Genomic DNA, 14,769 nt, shown 5'->3' with positions numbered 1-14,769 from the left:
GTGCCGGCCTGGTCTCGATTGTTTTTGGTAAATTTATAATAGTTACACCGTTGGCAGATTGATTTTATACAGGGAGTAAATTTCTTTTCAATTTAAACCGAGCATGCCTTATGGAAAACAGGGACAATATCCGCGATAACGCTCAGGATGAGCAACATAAAACAGATATGGAAGGAGAGCATCATCGGGAGCCGTCAGCGGAAAATCCCTTTGTGCTTTCCGGGCACCTGAAGGTTACCCCGGTTGAAAAGAAGGCTGCCGGCATCCCCGCTGTATTAGCCTCGTTTGCAGACCTGATCGAAGAAAAGACGCTCGTCCGGGGTGCCAAAGCGTTGTTCAGCATGAACCAGTTTGACGGGTTTGACTGCTCCAGCTGTGCCTGGCCTGATCCCGACGATGACCGGTCTCCCCTCGCAGAATACTGTGAAAACGGCGCCAAGGCGTTGGCGGAGGAAGCTACTTCGAAAAAAGTCACTCCCGATTTTTTCGCCCGGAACCCCGTGTATGATCTCTCGCTATTGGACGATTACCATATCGGTAAAATGGGCAGGCTTACTGATCCGGTATATCTGCCCAAAGGAGGCTCGCACTACCAGCCCATCAGCTGGGAAGACGCCTTTCAGAAGATAGCGGCCCACTTCAACGCATTGGCATCGCCCGATGAAGCGGCGTTTTATACTTCCGGCAGGACCAGCAACGAAGCCTCTTTTGTTTACCAGTTATTTGCAAAGGAATTCGGCACTAACAATATGCCGGACTGCTCCAATATGTGCCATGAAACCTCCGGCTCAGGCCTGCGTCCGACGATAGGCATCGGAAAAGGAACGGTAACCCTGGAAGATTTTTATGAAGCGGAAGTCATCGTTATAATCGGTCAGAATCCCGGCACCAACTCTCCCCGTATGATGAGTGCCTTGTCAAAATGCAAAACAAACGGAGGGAAGATCATCGCTGTTAACCCCCTGCCCGAAACAGGGCTTATGGGCTTTAAAGATCCGCAAAAAGTAAAAGGCGTCCTCGAAGGTGTAAAACTGGCGGACCTCTATCTGCCCGTGAAGATCAACGGCGATATGGCTTTGCTGAAAGCTATTGAAAAGCTGTTGCTCGACTTTGAAAAGGAAACGCCGGGGAAAGTGCTGGACAGGGCCTTTATCGAAGAAAAAACTACCGGATTCCCGGCATTTGAAAAACAATTTGAGCAGTATCATTTAGAAGCGCTTGCAGAAAGCTGTGGCGTGCAAACTACCTTGCTGTACGAAGCAGCACAAATGCTGAAGTTCAAAAAGAGGATTATCATCTGCTGGGGCATGGGTATTACGCAACAACCCAATGGAGTGGATATGGTAAGGGAAATGCTGAACATCCTGCTGATGAAAGGCAGTATCGGCATCAAAGGCGCCGGCGTATGCCCGGTACGCGGTCATAGCAATGTACAAGGCAACCGGACCATGCTCATAGATGAAAAGCCCGCCGATGAGCAGCTGGACAGGCTCGAGAAGTTCTACGGATTTAAAATGCCCCGTAAACACGGGTACGATGTGGTGAGAGCCATCAAAGCCATACATGAGGGTAAAGTAAAAGTACTGTTCTGTATGGGCGGCAACCTCCTTTCTGCCGCACCCGACACCACGTATACCGCCGAAGCACTGAGAAAACTGGACCTTCTGGTATGCGTTTCCACAAAACTTAACCGCGGACATCTGGTCCATGGGAAGGAAACCATCATTCTTCCTACCTATTCAAGGGCGGACCATGATATTGTAAACGGAGAATTACAAATTATCAGCACCGAAAATTCCATGGGCGTGGTACAATCCTCGAAAGGCGTACTGAAGCCGGTATCCGACAATCTCATCAACGAAACACAGATCGTGTGCAGAACGGCCATGGCCACTTTTGGCAGCAAATCGGTGGTGAACTGGCAACGGTACCACGACAGCTATGATGCGGTGAGGGACGATATCGCGCAATGTATTCCCGGTTTTGAAAACTATAATGTGAGAGTACGCCGGAAGGGCGGGTTTTATTTGCCTAATGCCGCGCGGGACGAACAGCGCTTTGCGGAACAGAATGACTATAAAGCACCGTTTACACTGACAGACATACCGGTCAACCACCTTGCGGATGATGAGTACCTGATGGCCACTACCCGCACGCATGATCAGTTTAATACGACCATTTACGGGCTGGATGACCGCTATCGTGGCATCCATCAGGAGCGCCGCGTGATTTTTATGAATGAAAAAGACATCGCCGGTGCTGGTTTTAAAGCCGGAGAGAAGGTGGACCTCTTTAACTATGATGACGGGATAGAACGGATTGCTCCGTTGTTTGTCATTGTTCCTTATCCTATTCCCGAAAAGAATACAATGACTTACTTCCCGGAGACAAATGTGCTTGTTTCAGTTAACAACGTAGTAAAGGAAAGCAATATGCCGGCTTCTAAATATGTGAAAATAAAAATCAGGAAACATGACCCTGCCGTATATGGGAAAGTAGATGAAATGCTTTACCGGGCTACCGGACAAAAGTAGTTGCCCACACCACATCACCAATGTAATGCAGTTAAAATACAAAGCATTTCTATGACAGCATCTCAGAATGTCCTTAACTACCAGGGCAATAATACCATCTTTCTGGTATGGCTTTTTAAACCGCATTCGGAACTTAAAGCAGCGTTCATGCGTGTTTGCGCGCTTGTAGAAAACCTCAACAATTCGGGGCAGACCCGTTTCCCGGATTCAGGCGCCACCTGTGTCATGGGGATCGGGCATGATGCCTGGCTGAAGCTCGGTTTGCCGAAGCCCCTTCCCAAAGAGCTGGAAAACTTTCAGCCTGTTGTTGGCGCCAAGCACAGCGCTGTGGCTACTGCCGGGGATCTCCATTTTCATATTAAAGGTAGCCGGCCGGCTGTCTGTTTCGACATGGCTGCGGCCATTACGGAAGCGCTTCGGCCGGTGGCGGATTGTATTGAAGAAGTTCATGGGTTCCGGTATTGGGACGGCAGGTCCATACTAGGGTTCGTGGATGGCACCGAAAACCCGCATGGGGAGGAGAGAGCGGCGTGCGGGTTAGTGGGCGCTGAAGATGCGGCTTATGAAAACGGCAGTTATTTGTTTGTACAAAAGTATATACACAATCTGGCAGCTTTTAAGGCTTTAACCGTTGAAGAGCAGGAGAAGGTATTTGGCCGCTACAAAGAGAGTGATGTAGAAATGCCGGATAATATCAAACCTTCCAATTCGCATATAGCGCTGGCCAATGTGGGAGATGATTTTAAAATTATCCGTGATAACATGCCATTCGGAAATATGGCGACCAACGAAATGGGGACGTATTTTATCGCTTATGCACGTACTTTCAGTACGGTAAAGAAAATGCTGGACAATATGTTTATTGGGTCGCCGGCGGGTAACTATGACCGGTTGCTGGATTTCAGTACTGCTAAAACAGGGACTTTGTTTTTTGTGCCGTCTGCGACTTTTATTTCGACGGTGGCAGATGGAGGTATGTAACGTGCAAAAACAAAAAAGCATTTCCAGGGAATCGTCAATTACCTGGAAATGCCTGTCAGATTAAAGAAACCCAAGCTCCAGTTTGGCTTCTTCGCTCATCATGTCTTTACTCCACGGTGGATCAAAAGTAAGGTGTACATCCACCTCAGACACGCCTTCGATATTCCGTACCTTTTCATCCACTTCGCGGATGATGTCACCGGCAACCGGGCATCCCGGGGCCGTGAGCGTCATATCAATACCGATGCGGTTGTTCTCTTTGATCTTGATAGCGTATACCAGGCCCAGTTCCCAGATGTTGACAGGGATTTCCGGGTCATATACGGTTTTCAGCTGTTCTTCTATCTTTTCCCTTAATGTTGTTTCTTCGCTCATGACTGGTTTGTTTTTGCCTGGTAGGCTACTGCATAAAGTTTCATCTGTTTGAGCATGCTCAGCAACCCGTTGGAGCGGGTGGGGGAGAGATGGCTGCTCAGGCCGATGTCATTGATAAAGTAGATGTCCGCGGTGGCTATCTCTTTCGGCGTATGTCCGGAAAGCACGTAAATCATCAGGCTTACCAGCCCTTTGGTGATCACGGCATCGCTGTCGGCGGTGAAGAACAGTTTCCCGTCCCTGAGCTCGGTGTGCAGCCACACGCGTGACTGACAGCCTTTGATCAGATTTTCCGGTGTCTTGTATTCTTCTGCAATGAGCGGCAGGTCTTTGCCCAGTTGGATAATATATTCATATTTGTCCTCCCAGTTGCTCATTACTTCAAAGTCGGACTTTATTTCATCCTGTCTTTCGTTGATCGTCATAATAGTAGTCTCCTTTTACCGCAGCATGGACACAGCCCGATTGATACCGGCTACCAGCTTGTCAATGTCTTCCTTCGTATTATAGAAGGTGAGCGATGCGCGAACAGTGCCGGGGATTTTAAACTCATCCATCAGCGGTTCGCAGCAGTGGTGCCCTGTTCTTACGGCAATTCCCTGCTGGTCCAGTAATTCACCGAGGTCAAACGGGTGAATGTCGTGTATCAGGAAGGAAATGGCGCCGCTTCTGCGGGCGGCATCGCCGATGAAGCGGATGCCATCTATCTGCCGCAGTTGCTCCAGTGCATAGGCCTGCAGTTGTTCTTCCCATTGCTGGATTTTGTCGAGGCCTGTCTGCTGCAGGTATCTGATCGCTGCCCCTAAACCGATGGCGCCGGCAATATGTGGTGTGCCGGCTTCAAATTTATAGGGCAGTTCGTTATAGGTAGTTTTGGCAAAAGTAACGGTCTTGATCATATCACCGCCACCCTGGTAGGGAGGCAGTTTGTTCAGCCATTCAGTGGTACCGTACAATACCCCGATGCCGGTGGGACCGTAAATTTTATGTCCGGAGAAAACGAGGAAATCCACCTGCAGGGCCTGCACGTCGATGCTCATATGCTGGATGGCCTGTGCGGCGTCCAGCAGTACGGGGATCTTACGGGCATGTGCCTGTGCGATGATTTCTTCTACCGGGTTGATGGTGCCCATTGTATTGGAAACATACGTTACTGCTACCATTTTCACCGTATCGTCCAGCAGGGTGGAAAACGCGTCCATCTTCAGTTCTCCCTTTTCATTGATAGGGATCACTTTCAGGGTGGCGCCACTTTCTTCGCAGGCCATTTGCCAGGGAACGATGTTGGAGTGGTGTTCCATGGCGGAGATGATCACGCTGTCACCTTCCTTCAGGAAACGGCGGCCCATGGTATTGGCCACCAGGTTGATCCCGTCGGTGGTGCCTTTGGTGAAGATCACCTCGTGGGTATGCGCTGCGTTGATAAAGCCGGCAACAATTTCACGGGCTTTTTCGTAGGCGTTGGTGGCTTCCTGGCTCAGATGGTGGACGCCGCGGTGCACATTGCTGTTATATTCTTCGTAATACCGGGCTTCTGTTTCTATAACTGTCAGCGGCTTCTGCGTGGTAGCCCCGTTATCGAGGTATACCAGCGGTTTGCCGTGCACCAGTTCCTGCAGGATAGGGAAGTCCCTCCTGATCTGCTTTACGTCCAGGGCTGTGGTTTCTATGTTAGCAATATGTTCCATTGGATGGGTATTAGTTGTTCATGATGGCGGCAATCTGTTCCTGCAGGTAATGTTGCAGGGCAGGTACCTTCACTTCGTCTGTAATATCATGGGAGAACGCATTTACCATCAGTGCTTTGGCAGCATCTTCCCCGATACCGCGGGAGCGCAGGTAGAACATGGATTCTTCGCTGAACTGTCCGGCGGTGAAACCGTGGCTGCATTTTACGTCATCTGCATAAATTTCCAGCTGCGGTTGTGAGTTGATATCTGCTTTAGCGCCCAGCAGCAGGTTGTTGTTCTGCTGGAAGGCATTGGTTTTCTGTGCTTCCTGGTGTACAAGTATCCTGCCGGTGAAAACGCCGTTGGCGCTGTCTAGCAGTACCCCTTTGTACAGTTCGTTGCTGTTGCAGTTAGGCATGATGTGGTCCATGAAAGTATGGTTGTCCACATGCTGTGTGCCGTTGGCAAGATACAGGCCGTTCAGGTTCGTTTCCGTATAGCTGCCGTTGAGTGCCACGCTCAGGTTGTTGCGGGTGAACGGGGTACCGGGCAGGGTGAAATTAAAATGGTGGTAACGGCTGTTGGCCTGTTGCTGGGCGGCGGTAGTATGCACTTCACGGAAGTGCTGGTCGCCCTGTTGGATATTGTAATGCCACAGTTCCGCATTGTCTTCCACGACTGTTTCCAGTACGCTGTTGGCGAAAGTCACCACGCCGTTGTCCGGATGAACGGAGCTTTCGATGATGGTAGCGGCGGCATTCCTGTTCAGCACCCACAGGTGGCGGGGCTGGATAAAGGCATGCTGTGTGGCGGTGTATACATGAACGATATGTACCGGTTTGTCGATCACCGTGTTGGCGGCCAGTTCTATAAACAGGCCGTCGGCGAAGAGGGCGGTGTTCAGCGTGGCCAGTGATTCCTGGGCCAGGTGGTGTTGTTTGTTGAACCACTTGGTGAAACCAGGCGCCTGTGTGTGGGCGCTGAGGGCGCCGATGGTAATACCTTTGCCGGCGGGCAGTTCAGACTGGTCTGCCTGCAACTGGCCGTTTACCAGCACAATGCGGTAGCAGTCCAGTTCCGGAATGGCAGCCTGGGCTACCACGGAGGCAGGCACGGTAGTGGTGGCATACAACAGTTCATAAGGGAATTCCTTCAGATAACGTTGTATGTTGGAATAACGCCATGCTTCTGTTTTCAGTGTGGGAAGACCCAACACTGAGAAGCGTTCCAGAGCCTCCCGGCGGACGTCTTGCAGATCGTCCTGCGCCTGGCAGGTCGATAATGCGTTTACATCGGTCGTTAACGCCTGGTAAAAAGGCAATGTAATATCACTCGTCATAATGGTATGCTTCTTATACTGATTCTTTCAAATGTAACTCTTCCTTCAGCCAGTCGTAGCCTCTTTCTTCCAGTTCCAGGGCCAGTTCCTTGGTGCCGGTTTTGATGATACGGCCGTTGTACAGCACGTGTACAAAGTCAGGCACGATGTACTCCAGCAGGCGCTGGTAGTGGGTGATGACTACAAAAGATTTTTCTGCGTCACGGAGTTTGTTAACGCCGTTGGAAACGATACGCAGGGCGTCGATATCCAGACCGGAGTCTGTTTCGTCGAGGATGGCCAGTTGAGGGTCCAGCATGGCCAGTTGGAATATTTCGTTGCGTTTCTTTTCACCACCGCTGAAACCTTCGTTCAGGGAGCGGTTCATCAGATTGGCGTTAAAGTCTACCAGCTGCTGTTTCTCTTTGGTCAGTTTCAGGAAGTCACGGCCTTCAATGGTAGGCAGGCCTTTGTAGGTCCTGATTTCATTGAGGGCTGTTTTCAGAAAGTTCAGGTTGGATACGCCCGGAATTTCAACAGGGTATTGAAACGCCAGGAATACGCCTTCACGGGCACGGTCTTCGGGAGACAGGTCCAGCAGGTTTTTACCGTTGAACCATACTTCCCCTTCGGTAACGGTATAGTTGTCACGGCCTGCGAGCACGGAGGCCAGCGAACTTTTGCCGGAACCGTTGGGGCCCATGATGGCATGTGTTTCGCCTTTACCTATTTCGAGGTTAATGCCTTTCAGAATTTGTTTCCCTTCTACTTCTGCGTGCAGATTTTTAATCGTCAGCATGATTGTTTTATTTCGTTCTGTATGTAGTTAATTGGATAAGCGAATTATCCAACGCTTCCTTCAAGTGTGATAGATAATAATTTCTGTGCTTCCACGGCAAATTCCATGGGGAGCTGGTTCAGTACTTCCTTCACGTAGCCGTTTACGATCAGGGCCACTGCTTTTTCCGTATCGATGCCACGGGCGTTCAGATAGAAGATCTGGTCTTCTCCGATTTTGGAGGTGGTGGCTTCGTGTTCGATCATCGCGGTTTTATTGCGTGATTCGATATATGGGAAAGTGTGGGAGCCGCAATCGTTGCCGATCAGCAGGGAGTCGCACTGGGTAAAGTTACGGGCGTTATCGGCACGGGGGCCAACGGCCACGAGGCCGCGGTAGCTGTTATCGCCTCTGCCGGCAGAGATGCCTTTGGAGATGATACGGCTTTTGGTGCCTTTACCGATGTGGTGGATTTTGGTACCGGTATCTGCGATCTGTTTGTTGCGTACTACGGCCACGGAGTAAAATTCCCCTTCGGAGTAGTCGCCCTGCAGGATTACGCTGGGATATTTCCAGGTGATAGCGGAACCTGTTTCCACTTGTGTCCAGGAGATCTTGCTGGCGTTGCCTTTGCAGATGCCTCTTTTGGTCACGAAGTTGTAGATACCGCCTTTACCGTCTTTATCGCCGGGGTACCAGTTCTGTACGGTAGAGTATTTGATTTCCGCATGGTCCAGCGCTACGAGTTCCACTACTGCGGCGTGCAGCTGGTTTTCGTCGCGCATGGGGGCGGTACAGCCTTCGAGGTAGCTTACATAGCTGCCTTCATCGGCGATGATAAGGGTACGTTCAAACTGGCCGGTGTTCTGGGCATTGATACGGAAGTAGGTGCTCAGTTCCATCGGGCAGCGTACGCCTTTGGGAATATAGGTGAATGAGCCGTCAGAAAACACAGCGGAGTTCAGCGCGGCGAAAATGTTGTCAGAGTGAGGGACTACGGTGCCCAGGTATTTTTTTACCAGGTCAGGGTATTCCTGTACTGCTTCACCGAAAGAGCAGAAGATAACGCCCATCTCTTTCAGTTTGCCTTTAAAGGTAGTGGCTATGGACACGCTGTCAAATACGGCGTCTACGGCCACACCGGCGAGGGCCTTCTGTTCATTGAGCGGAATGCCCAGTTTTTCGAAGGTGGCCAGCAGTTCCGGATCTACTTCATCGAGGCTGTTGAGTTGTTTTTTCTTTTTGGGAGCGGCATAGTAGGAGAGTGCCTGCAGGTCCAGCTCCGGCATTTCGAAGTGCTGCCAGGTGGGGAACTGCATTTTCTTAAAGGCGGCAAAGCCTTTAAGGCGCCATTCCAGCAGCCATTCCGGTTCATTCTTTTTAGCGGAAATAAAGCGGATGATATCTTCATTCAGCCCCGGAGGAGCGATATCCATTTCAATATCGGTGGTAAAGCCAAACTCGTACTCCTTATTGGCTATATCATCTATTATTTCGTTACTGTTCATCATACGATTTTGATATTTATACCGCGAAGCTTTCGCCGCAGCTGCATGTTCTCGTTGCATTCGGGTTGTTGAAGAAAAGGCCTTTGCCATTGAGGCCGTCGGAGTAGTCCAGTTCAGTGCCATAGAGGTAGAGCAGGCTCTTCATCTGTACGACTACCTTTATTCCCTTGTCTTCAAATACCTGGTCTCCTTCCTGTTCTTCTGTTTCAAACTTCATGACATATTCAAGGCCGGAGCAACCGCCGCCTTTTACCCCTACTCTTACGAAAGTGCCGGGAGCGTGATGTTCGGTCTCCATCAGTGTCTTGATATATACTCCAGCTTTTTCTGAAACGGTTATCATAATTCAGAATTTTTAAATTGCTAAAACTGAACGGGTGGCTCAGATTGCTGTCCCGGCTGCCACGTGTGACTGCGCGGCGGAGAGCAGGGATACCATCATATCCAGCTTGGTTTTATAAAATGCAGTAAACCCGCTGGTCTGCGGGTCATAAAGATTATTTTTCAGGATAGGCAAAGAGTAGGGCAGTACCCAGGCCCTCAATGCTTTGGCTACGGCATCCATGGCGTTGATTCCCTGCATGGCCTGTGTGCCGTCGGCCCAGGAGAGCAAAGCTACAACCTTTCCGGTTAAATATGGACGTTGGTGTTTGCTTGTCAGCTCCAGCCAGTCCAGGCAGTTCTTCATTGCACCCGTCATGCTGCCATGATATAAAGGCGTCATCCAGATCTGAAGGTCTGCCTTGCAGAATGCCTCACACATCGCTGCCACGCTCTCCGGCTTTTTGGCCGCTTCCAACATGGAAAAAAACGGGATCTCTTTCTCGGCCAGGCTGAAAATCTCGGTCGGTAACCCCTTTTCTGTCAGGCCTGCTGACAGGTATGACGCCAGCCTGTTAGAGGTGGCTTCAGGGCGGGTGTCAGTAGCGCCGTTAAATATGAGTACGTTCATTAATACCTAAGATTTAGAGATTTAAGAGATTATGAGATTTACGGGTGACAGATGTGATCTTAAAATCATCTAAATCTCAAATTTCTTTTTTTTAGCTCCCACAAAATTACGACATTTACAATAAAACAAGTAATAACTTGGAAAAATATCCAACACGAACCAAAAATGCCGCTGACAGGTTTTTGATGCTGATCAAGACCAAGGGCCCCCTGTCTGCTGCCGAACTGGCCGGTGAATTGGGTATCACCACGGAAGGCGCCCGCCTGCAGCTGGTAAAGCTGGCTGAAGAGGGCTTGTTGCAGTTTGAAAGTATATCCAAAGGCGTCGGCCGCCCCATGCAAATATGGAGCCTGACCCCGCTTGGCAATGCCCGCTTCCCGGACAGTCATACCGAACTTACGGTAGACATCATCCAGACCATTAAAACGGTACTGGGCCCCGAAGCACTGGCCAATGTGATCAAAGCACGCGAAAAGAACCAACAGGAGAAATATAATACCGCCCTGGAAGGGGTTAACGGCATCGAAAACAGGTTGACCGCCTTTGCGGCCATCCGAACCGGCGAAGGATACCTGGCAGAGTGGAGAAAAGAAGGAGATGTGTTCCTCTTCATTGAAAATCACTGCCCTATCTGCTGCGCTGCCGCCACCTGCGACAATATCTGTACTTCAGAGATGAATACCTTTATCAGCGTTATCGGCGAAGAGGTACAGGTGACACGCCTGGACCATATCATAAATGGCGCCCGCCGCTGTGTCTACAAAATCAGACAAAACACTGTCCCTGCCATTTAATCAACCCGGCATTGAATGATTTGATATTATCAGACAGCTGCCAGCTATTTGATGATCAATACCAGGGTGCCTGAAATTATCAGTAAGGCACCAATCGCCGTTTTCCAGGTAAGCGCCTCCTGCAGGAAAATGGCGGACAAAATGATCGTCAACGCCACACTTAGCTTATCCACCGGCGCCACCTGCGACACCTTGCCTATCTGCAACGCCTTAAAATAAAAAATCCACGAGAAACCGGTAGCCAGGCCGGACAGCACCAGAAATATCAAAGTGTGCCTGGTCAGCGTCACTCCCTTATATTCCCCTCTTGCCAGCACAATGCCCCATGCCACCAGTAAAATGATAATGGTACGGATGCCCGTGGCCAGATTGGAAGGCACATCCGCCACGCCTATCTTGGCAAAAATCGCTGTCAGCGCCGCAAATGCAGCCGATAATAAAGCATATATCCACCACATAATAAATTACGAATTACGAATTACGTAGAATGTTTACACTTTGAGGCCTAATATCTTCAGCGTCCGGGCCTGCCCGTCCAGCACGGCCACATCAGGCAGATGCGCCCATTCCGCAAACCCTTTGGCATGAAACAACTTCAGGCTGGGAATGTTGTGCGCGAAAATAAAACCTAACAGGGTATGGATGCCAAATTTCGGCGCCATATCAATGGCATGTTGCAGCACCAGCTTTCCGTAACCCTTGCCACGCGTATGTTCCGCCAGGTAAATGCTCACCTCTACCGTGCCATCGTAAGCGGGCCGGCCGTAAAAAGAAGAAAAACTGATCCATCCCACCAGCTCCGCGCCATCATATACCATCCACAAGGGACGATGCTCCGGATTGTGCGCCAGAAACCAGGCCTGCCGGCTTTCCACGGTCACCGGCGAAGTGTCTGCCGTTACCATCCTGCCTGCGATAGTGCTGTTATAAATCTCAACGATCTGTGGTAAATCCCCGGGGACCGCATCCCGGTACTGCAAATGCATCATATGTCTGATAAAGAAAATTATTGCCAGATAGTCTCCCGGTCATATTCCCGGCGAAGTAAACTATACAGGTCCGCATCCACGAACTTCCCCTTTTCAAAGAAAGCATCGCGTAACATCCCTTCATGACGGAACCCCACCCGCCCCAGTAAACGGGACGACGCTGCATTCAACGGATCTACGAAAGCTTCCACACGGTTCAACTGTAATTCCTCAAACACAAATTGCAGGATCTGTCCGATAGCTGTGGTCATAATACCCTTGCCCCAATAAGAGGGCAACAGGTCATAACCCAGCTCTATTTTATAGTGCGTTTTGTTCCAGTGGTGGAAACCGCAGGTGCCCACCAGTTCGTCTTTGTCTTTGAAAGTAATGGCCCAGCGCATTCCTTCCTGCTTTTCCCAACGTTCACGGAAATACGTAATGATCTGGGTTGCCTCGGTAATATTGGTAAAAGCGTCAATGTCCATGTACCGTGTCACTTCTTCTTTGGAAAAGAGGGAGAACAAAGCAGCGGTATCTTTTTCTGTAATAGGGCGGAGCACCAGTTGTTCTGTGCTGAGTACGGGTAGTTGCATGATACGGTGCTTGTTTTAGGTTGCCTGCAAAACTAATCGATCTGCTTAAATAGTACTAACAAAATGTTGGTCATCAACCTGTATTCATCACACAAAATGTGAAAATTTATCCATCTCCCTATGTTTTAATCTCCCTTTAATGCCCGCCAACTGAAACATTCCTACTTTTGCTTAGATCATAGTATAATAATACTTCAAGTATGAAAATATTGGTTATAGAAGATGAGTCCAAAGTAGGTGCCTTTATTAAAAGAGGACTGGAAGAACACCACCATCAGGTGGACGTATATACCGACGGACTGCTGGGGCAACAGGCAGCATTGGAGCAGGACTATGATCTGATCATACTGGACATCATGTTGCCAGGCATCAACGGCCTGACCATCTGCAAAAACCTCCGCACCCGCGATATCACTGCACCGGTGCTGATGCTCACCGCGCTGAGCGCTACCCATGATATTGTGGACGGTCTCAATGCAGGTGCTGACGATTACCTCGCCAAACCATTTCATTTCTCCGAACTGGTGGCCCGCGTAAACGCCCTGTCACGCCGCAAAAACAATTTCAAACAGGAAAAAGAGATACTTACCCTGGCCGACCTGCGCCTGGACACTACCTCTAAAACCGCCAGCAGGGAGGGACAGGAAATCACCCTCACCGCCAAAGAATACGCCCTGCTGGAACTGCTGCTCAAAAATACCGGCAAAGTGCTGTCCCGCGCGCTCATCTCCGAAGCGGTATGGGGACTGGAATTTGATACCGGCACCAATACCATCGATGTGTACGTAAACTATCTCCGCAACAAAATCGAAAAAGGCTTCAGTGGCGAAAAGCTGATCCATACGGTAGTAGGAATGGGATATGTCATGAAAGTTAAAAGCACCTGGCAGCAACAGCTATGAAGATAAGGCACCGTTTATCATTACAGTTCACCCTCATCACCGGTATTATCCTTGCCGGGGTGTTTGTATTGATATACCTGCTGTCTGCCCAATATATCCGCAACAGCTTCTATAAACTGCTGCAGGTAAGGGCGCTGGTCACCGCCCAGGTGTACCTCGAAAAAGACGAACTGACCAAAAAGAAATTCCTGGAGATAGAAAAAAGCTACGCCCAGAGCATCCCCGACGAATCCAGCAATATTTATGATCAGGACAACCAACCTGTTTTCCTGGAAAAGGTAAAGTACAACTGGCCGCCATCGCTGCTGAACACCATCCGTAAAAACAATACCTACCGCTTTACTTTCGGGGAGAAGTACGGCGTGGGCATGTTTTACCCCGACAATCAGGGCGACTTTGTGGTGATCGTGACCGCCCGCAACAAAGCCGGCGAACAACAACTGCAATATCTCGCGCTGATACTGGTCGTCATACTCTGTATATCCCTGATCGTTACCTTCCTGCTGGGCCAGTGGTTTGCCAGCAAAGCGCTGCATCCCATCCAGAGCATTAACAGGCAGGTGAAGAAAATACGTTCCAACAACCTGCACACACGGGTGGAGCAGGGGCGTAACAAAGACGAGATTGCTGAACTGGCCGGAAATTTTAATGAGCTGTTGCAACACCTGGAACAGGCTTTTGAGATGCAGCGCTCCTTTGTGTCCAATGCCTCGCATGAATTAAGGACACCGCTGACCACCATCATTGGCGAGATAGAAGTCACCCTGCACCGGGAACGCAGCCAGGCCGAATACATCGCTACGCTGGACACGGTGCTGGACGAGTCGGAAAAGCTGAAAGTGATTACCGACGGCCTTTTGCAGCTCACCCGCATAGACGTGGTCCTGACGCCTGCGAACACAGAAGCTGTGCGGCTCGACGAGCTCCTGTGGGAGATACAGGAACACTGGCAGTACAAAACACCGCCCTGCCAGGTCGACGTGGTGCTGAGCGATCTCCCGGAAGATGCCTCGCGGCTGGCCATCCGTGGCAACCGGCCTTTGTTGATGCTGGCATTGCAAAATATTGTCCGCAATGCCTTTAAGTTTTCACACCATCAGCCTGTAACCCTTCGTCTTACCTATAGTTCCAATTGCCTTGTCATCTCTGTGAGTGATAAAGGCATTGGCATTGCGCCCGGAGAACTGGATAAAATATTTCTGCCACTCTACCGGGCAGACAACGCCTATACGTTTGCCGGCTACGGCATCGGGCTGGCCATGGCCCAGCGCATCTTTCAACTCCATCAGGCCACGATCACCGTGAGCAGTGTCCTTGGGCAGGGCACCACCTTTAACATTTTTTTTCCGGTTGATATTAAAATCTAATTTTGTTTTAACTTCATTCTAATTAG

At 50.0% G+C, this 14,769-nt stretch carries 16 protein-coding genes; 5 read left to right on the top strand and 11 right to left on the bottom strand.

Features of this window, described 5'->3' with window-relative positions; genetic code table 11:
• Window positions 1–110 precede the first annotated feature (110 nt).
• Window positions 111–2,534, top strand: a complete 2,424-nt coding sequence (locus ACTJJS_RS25800; RefSeq protein WP_440666158.1) for an FdhF/YdeP family oxidoreductase — start codon at window positions 111–113, stop codon at window positions 2,532–2,534.
• 51 nt (window positions 2,535–2,585) lie between these two features.
• Window positions 2,586–3,515, top strand: a complete 930-nt coding sequence (locus ACTJJS_RS25795; RefSeq protein WP_440666156.1) for a Dyp-type peroxidase — start codon at window positions 2,586–2,588, stop codon at window positions 3,513–3,515.
• A gap of 60 nt (window positions 3,516–3,575) precedes the next feature.
• Here the strand turns inward: ACTJJS_RS25795 and ACTJJS_RS25790 are convergent, their stop codons facing one another.
• Genes ACTJJS_RS25790 through ACTJJS_RS25755 form a run of 8 tightly spaced genes read right to left on the bottom strand, consistent with a single transcriptional unit; the run spans window position 3,576 to window position 10,116 of the window.
• Window positions 3,576–3,890: a DUF59 domain-containing protein gene (locus tag ACTJJS_RS25790; RefSeq protein ID WP_440666154.1), complete on the bottom strand. Its 315-nt coding sequence runs from the start codon at window positions 3,888–3,890 to the stop codon at window positions 3,576–3,578.
• The gene (locus tag ACTJJS_RS25785) at window positions 3,887–4,315 is read right to left on the bottom strand and encodes a SufE family protein (RefSeq protein ID WP_168874556.1); all 429 of its coding nucleotides are present in this window, start codon (window positions 4,313–4,315) and stop codon (window positions 3,887–3,889) included. The genes ACTJJS_RS25790 and ACTJJS_RS25785 overlap by 4 nt, the downstream gene beginning before the upstream one ends.
• 15 nt (window positions 4,316–4,330) lie before the next feature.
• Entirely contained in the window at window positions 4,331–5,578 is a 1,248-nt protein-coding gene (locus tag ACTJJS_RS25780) for an aminotransferase class V-fold PLP-dependent enzyme (RefSeq protein WP_440666152.1), read from the bottom strand.
• A gap of 10 nt (window positions 5,579–5,588) precedes the next feature.
• Window positions 5,589–6,899, bottom strand: a complete 1,311-nt coding sequence (gene sufD, locus ACTJJS_RS25775; protein ID WP_440666150.1) for a Fe-S cluster assembly protein SufD — start codon at window positions 6,897–6,899, stop codon at window positions 5,589–5,591.
• Between the two features lie 13 nt (window positions 6,900–6,912).
• A complete protein-coding gene (gene sufC, locus ACTJJS_RS25770) occupies window positions 6,913–7,677 on the bottom strand; it encodes a Fe-S cluster assembly ATPase SufC (RefSeq protein ID WP_078670616.1) in 765 nt (254 codons plus the stop codon).
• A 44-nt stretch (window positions 7,678–7,721) separates the two neighbouring features.
• Window positions 7,722–9,167, bottom strand: coding sequence for a Fe-S cluster assembly protein SufB (gene sufB, locus ACTJJS_RS25765; RefSeq protein ID WP_440666148.1), 1,446 nt, complete (start codon window positions 9,165–9,167; stop codon window positions 7,722–7,724).
• A gap of 13 nt (window positions 9,168–9,180) precedes the next feature.
• Window positions 9,181–9,507 (bottom strand): HesB/IscA family protein, encoded by a 327-nt coding sequence (locus ACTJJS_RS25760; RefSeq protein ID WP_168874558.1) that lies wholly within the window; start codon window positions 9,505–9,507, stop codon window positions 9,181–9,183.
• A gap of 39 nt (window positions 9,508–9,546) precedes the next feature.
• Complete coding sequence (locus ACTJJS_RS25755; RefSeq protein WP_440666145.1) at window positions 9,547–10,116, bottom strand: NADPH-dependent FMN reductase; 570 nt, start codon at window positions 10,114–10,116, stop codon at window positions 9,547–9,549.
• A gap of 137 nt (window positions 10,117–10,253) precedes the next feature.
• Here ACTJJS_RS25755 and ACTJJS_RS25750 point away from each other — a divergent pair, with 137 nt between their 5' ends.
• Entirely contained in the window at window positions 10,254–10,910 is a 657-nt protein-coding gene (locus ACTJJS_RS25750; protein ID WP_247655089.1) for a helix-turn-helix transcriptional regulator, read from the top strand.
• Window positions 10,911–10,954: 44 nt separating this feature from the next.
• Here the strand turns inward: ACTJJS_RS25750 and ACTJJS_RS25745 are convergent, their stop codons facing one another.
• Genes ACTJJS_RS25745 through ACTJJS_RS25735 form a run of 3 tightly spaced genes read right to left on the bottom strand, consistent with a single transcriptional unit; the run spans window position 10,955 to window position 12,474 of the window.
• Complete coding sequence (locus tag ACTJJS_RS25745; RefSeq protein ID WP_168874560.1) at window positions 10,955–11,368, bottom strand: EamA family transporter; 414 nt, start codon at window positions 11,366–11,368, stop codon at window positions 10,955–10,957.
• 33 nt (window positions 11,369–11,401) lie between these two features.
• Window positions 11,402–11,899 (bottom strand): N-acetyltransferase family protein, encoded by a 498-nt coding sequence (locus ACTJJS_RS25740; RefSeq protein ID WP_440666143.1) that lies wholly within the window; start codon window positions 11,897–11,899, stop codon window positions 11,402–11,404.
• Window positions 11,900–11,916: 17 nt separating this feature from the next.
• Entirely contained in the window at window positions 11,917–12,474 is a 558-nt protein-coding gene (locus ACTJJS_RS25735) for a GNAT family N-acetyltransferase (RefSeq protein ID WP_440666141.1), read from the bottom strand.
• Window positions 12,475–12,674: 200 nt separating this feature from the next.
• Here ACTJJS_RS25735 and ACTJJS_RS25730 point away from each other — a divergent pair, with 200 nt between their 5' ends.
• Window positions 12,675–13,376, top strand: coding sequence for a response regulator transcription factor (locus ACTJJS_RS25730; protein ID WP_168874562.1), 702 nt, complete (start codon window positions 12,675–12,677; stop codon window positions 13,374–13,376).
• Window positions 13,373–14,743, top strand: a complete 1,371-nt coding sequence (locus ACTJJS_RS25725; RefSeq protein ID WP_440666138.1) for an ATP-binding protein — start codon at window positions 13,373–13,375, stop codon at window positions 14,741–14,743. The genes ACTJJS_RS25730 and ACTJJS_RS25725 overlap by 4 nt, the downstream gene beginning before the upstream one ends.
• The last annotated feature ends 26 nt before the right edge of the window (window positions 14,744–14,769 follow it).

Origin of the sequence: Chitinophaga sp. 22308 (assembly GCF_052045305.1) — a bacterium.
Taxonomy (GTDB): Bacteria; Bacteroidota; Bacteroidia; order Chitinophagales; family Chitinophagaceae; genus Chitinophaga; species Chitinophaga varians_A.
Note: the sequence above shows the minus strand (reverse complement) of the source record. Positions and strands in the feature narration are given on the sequence as shown.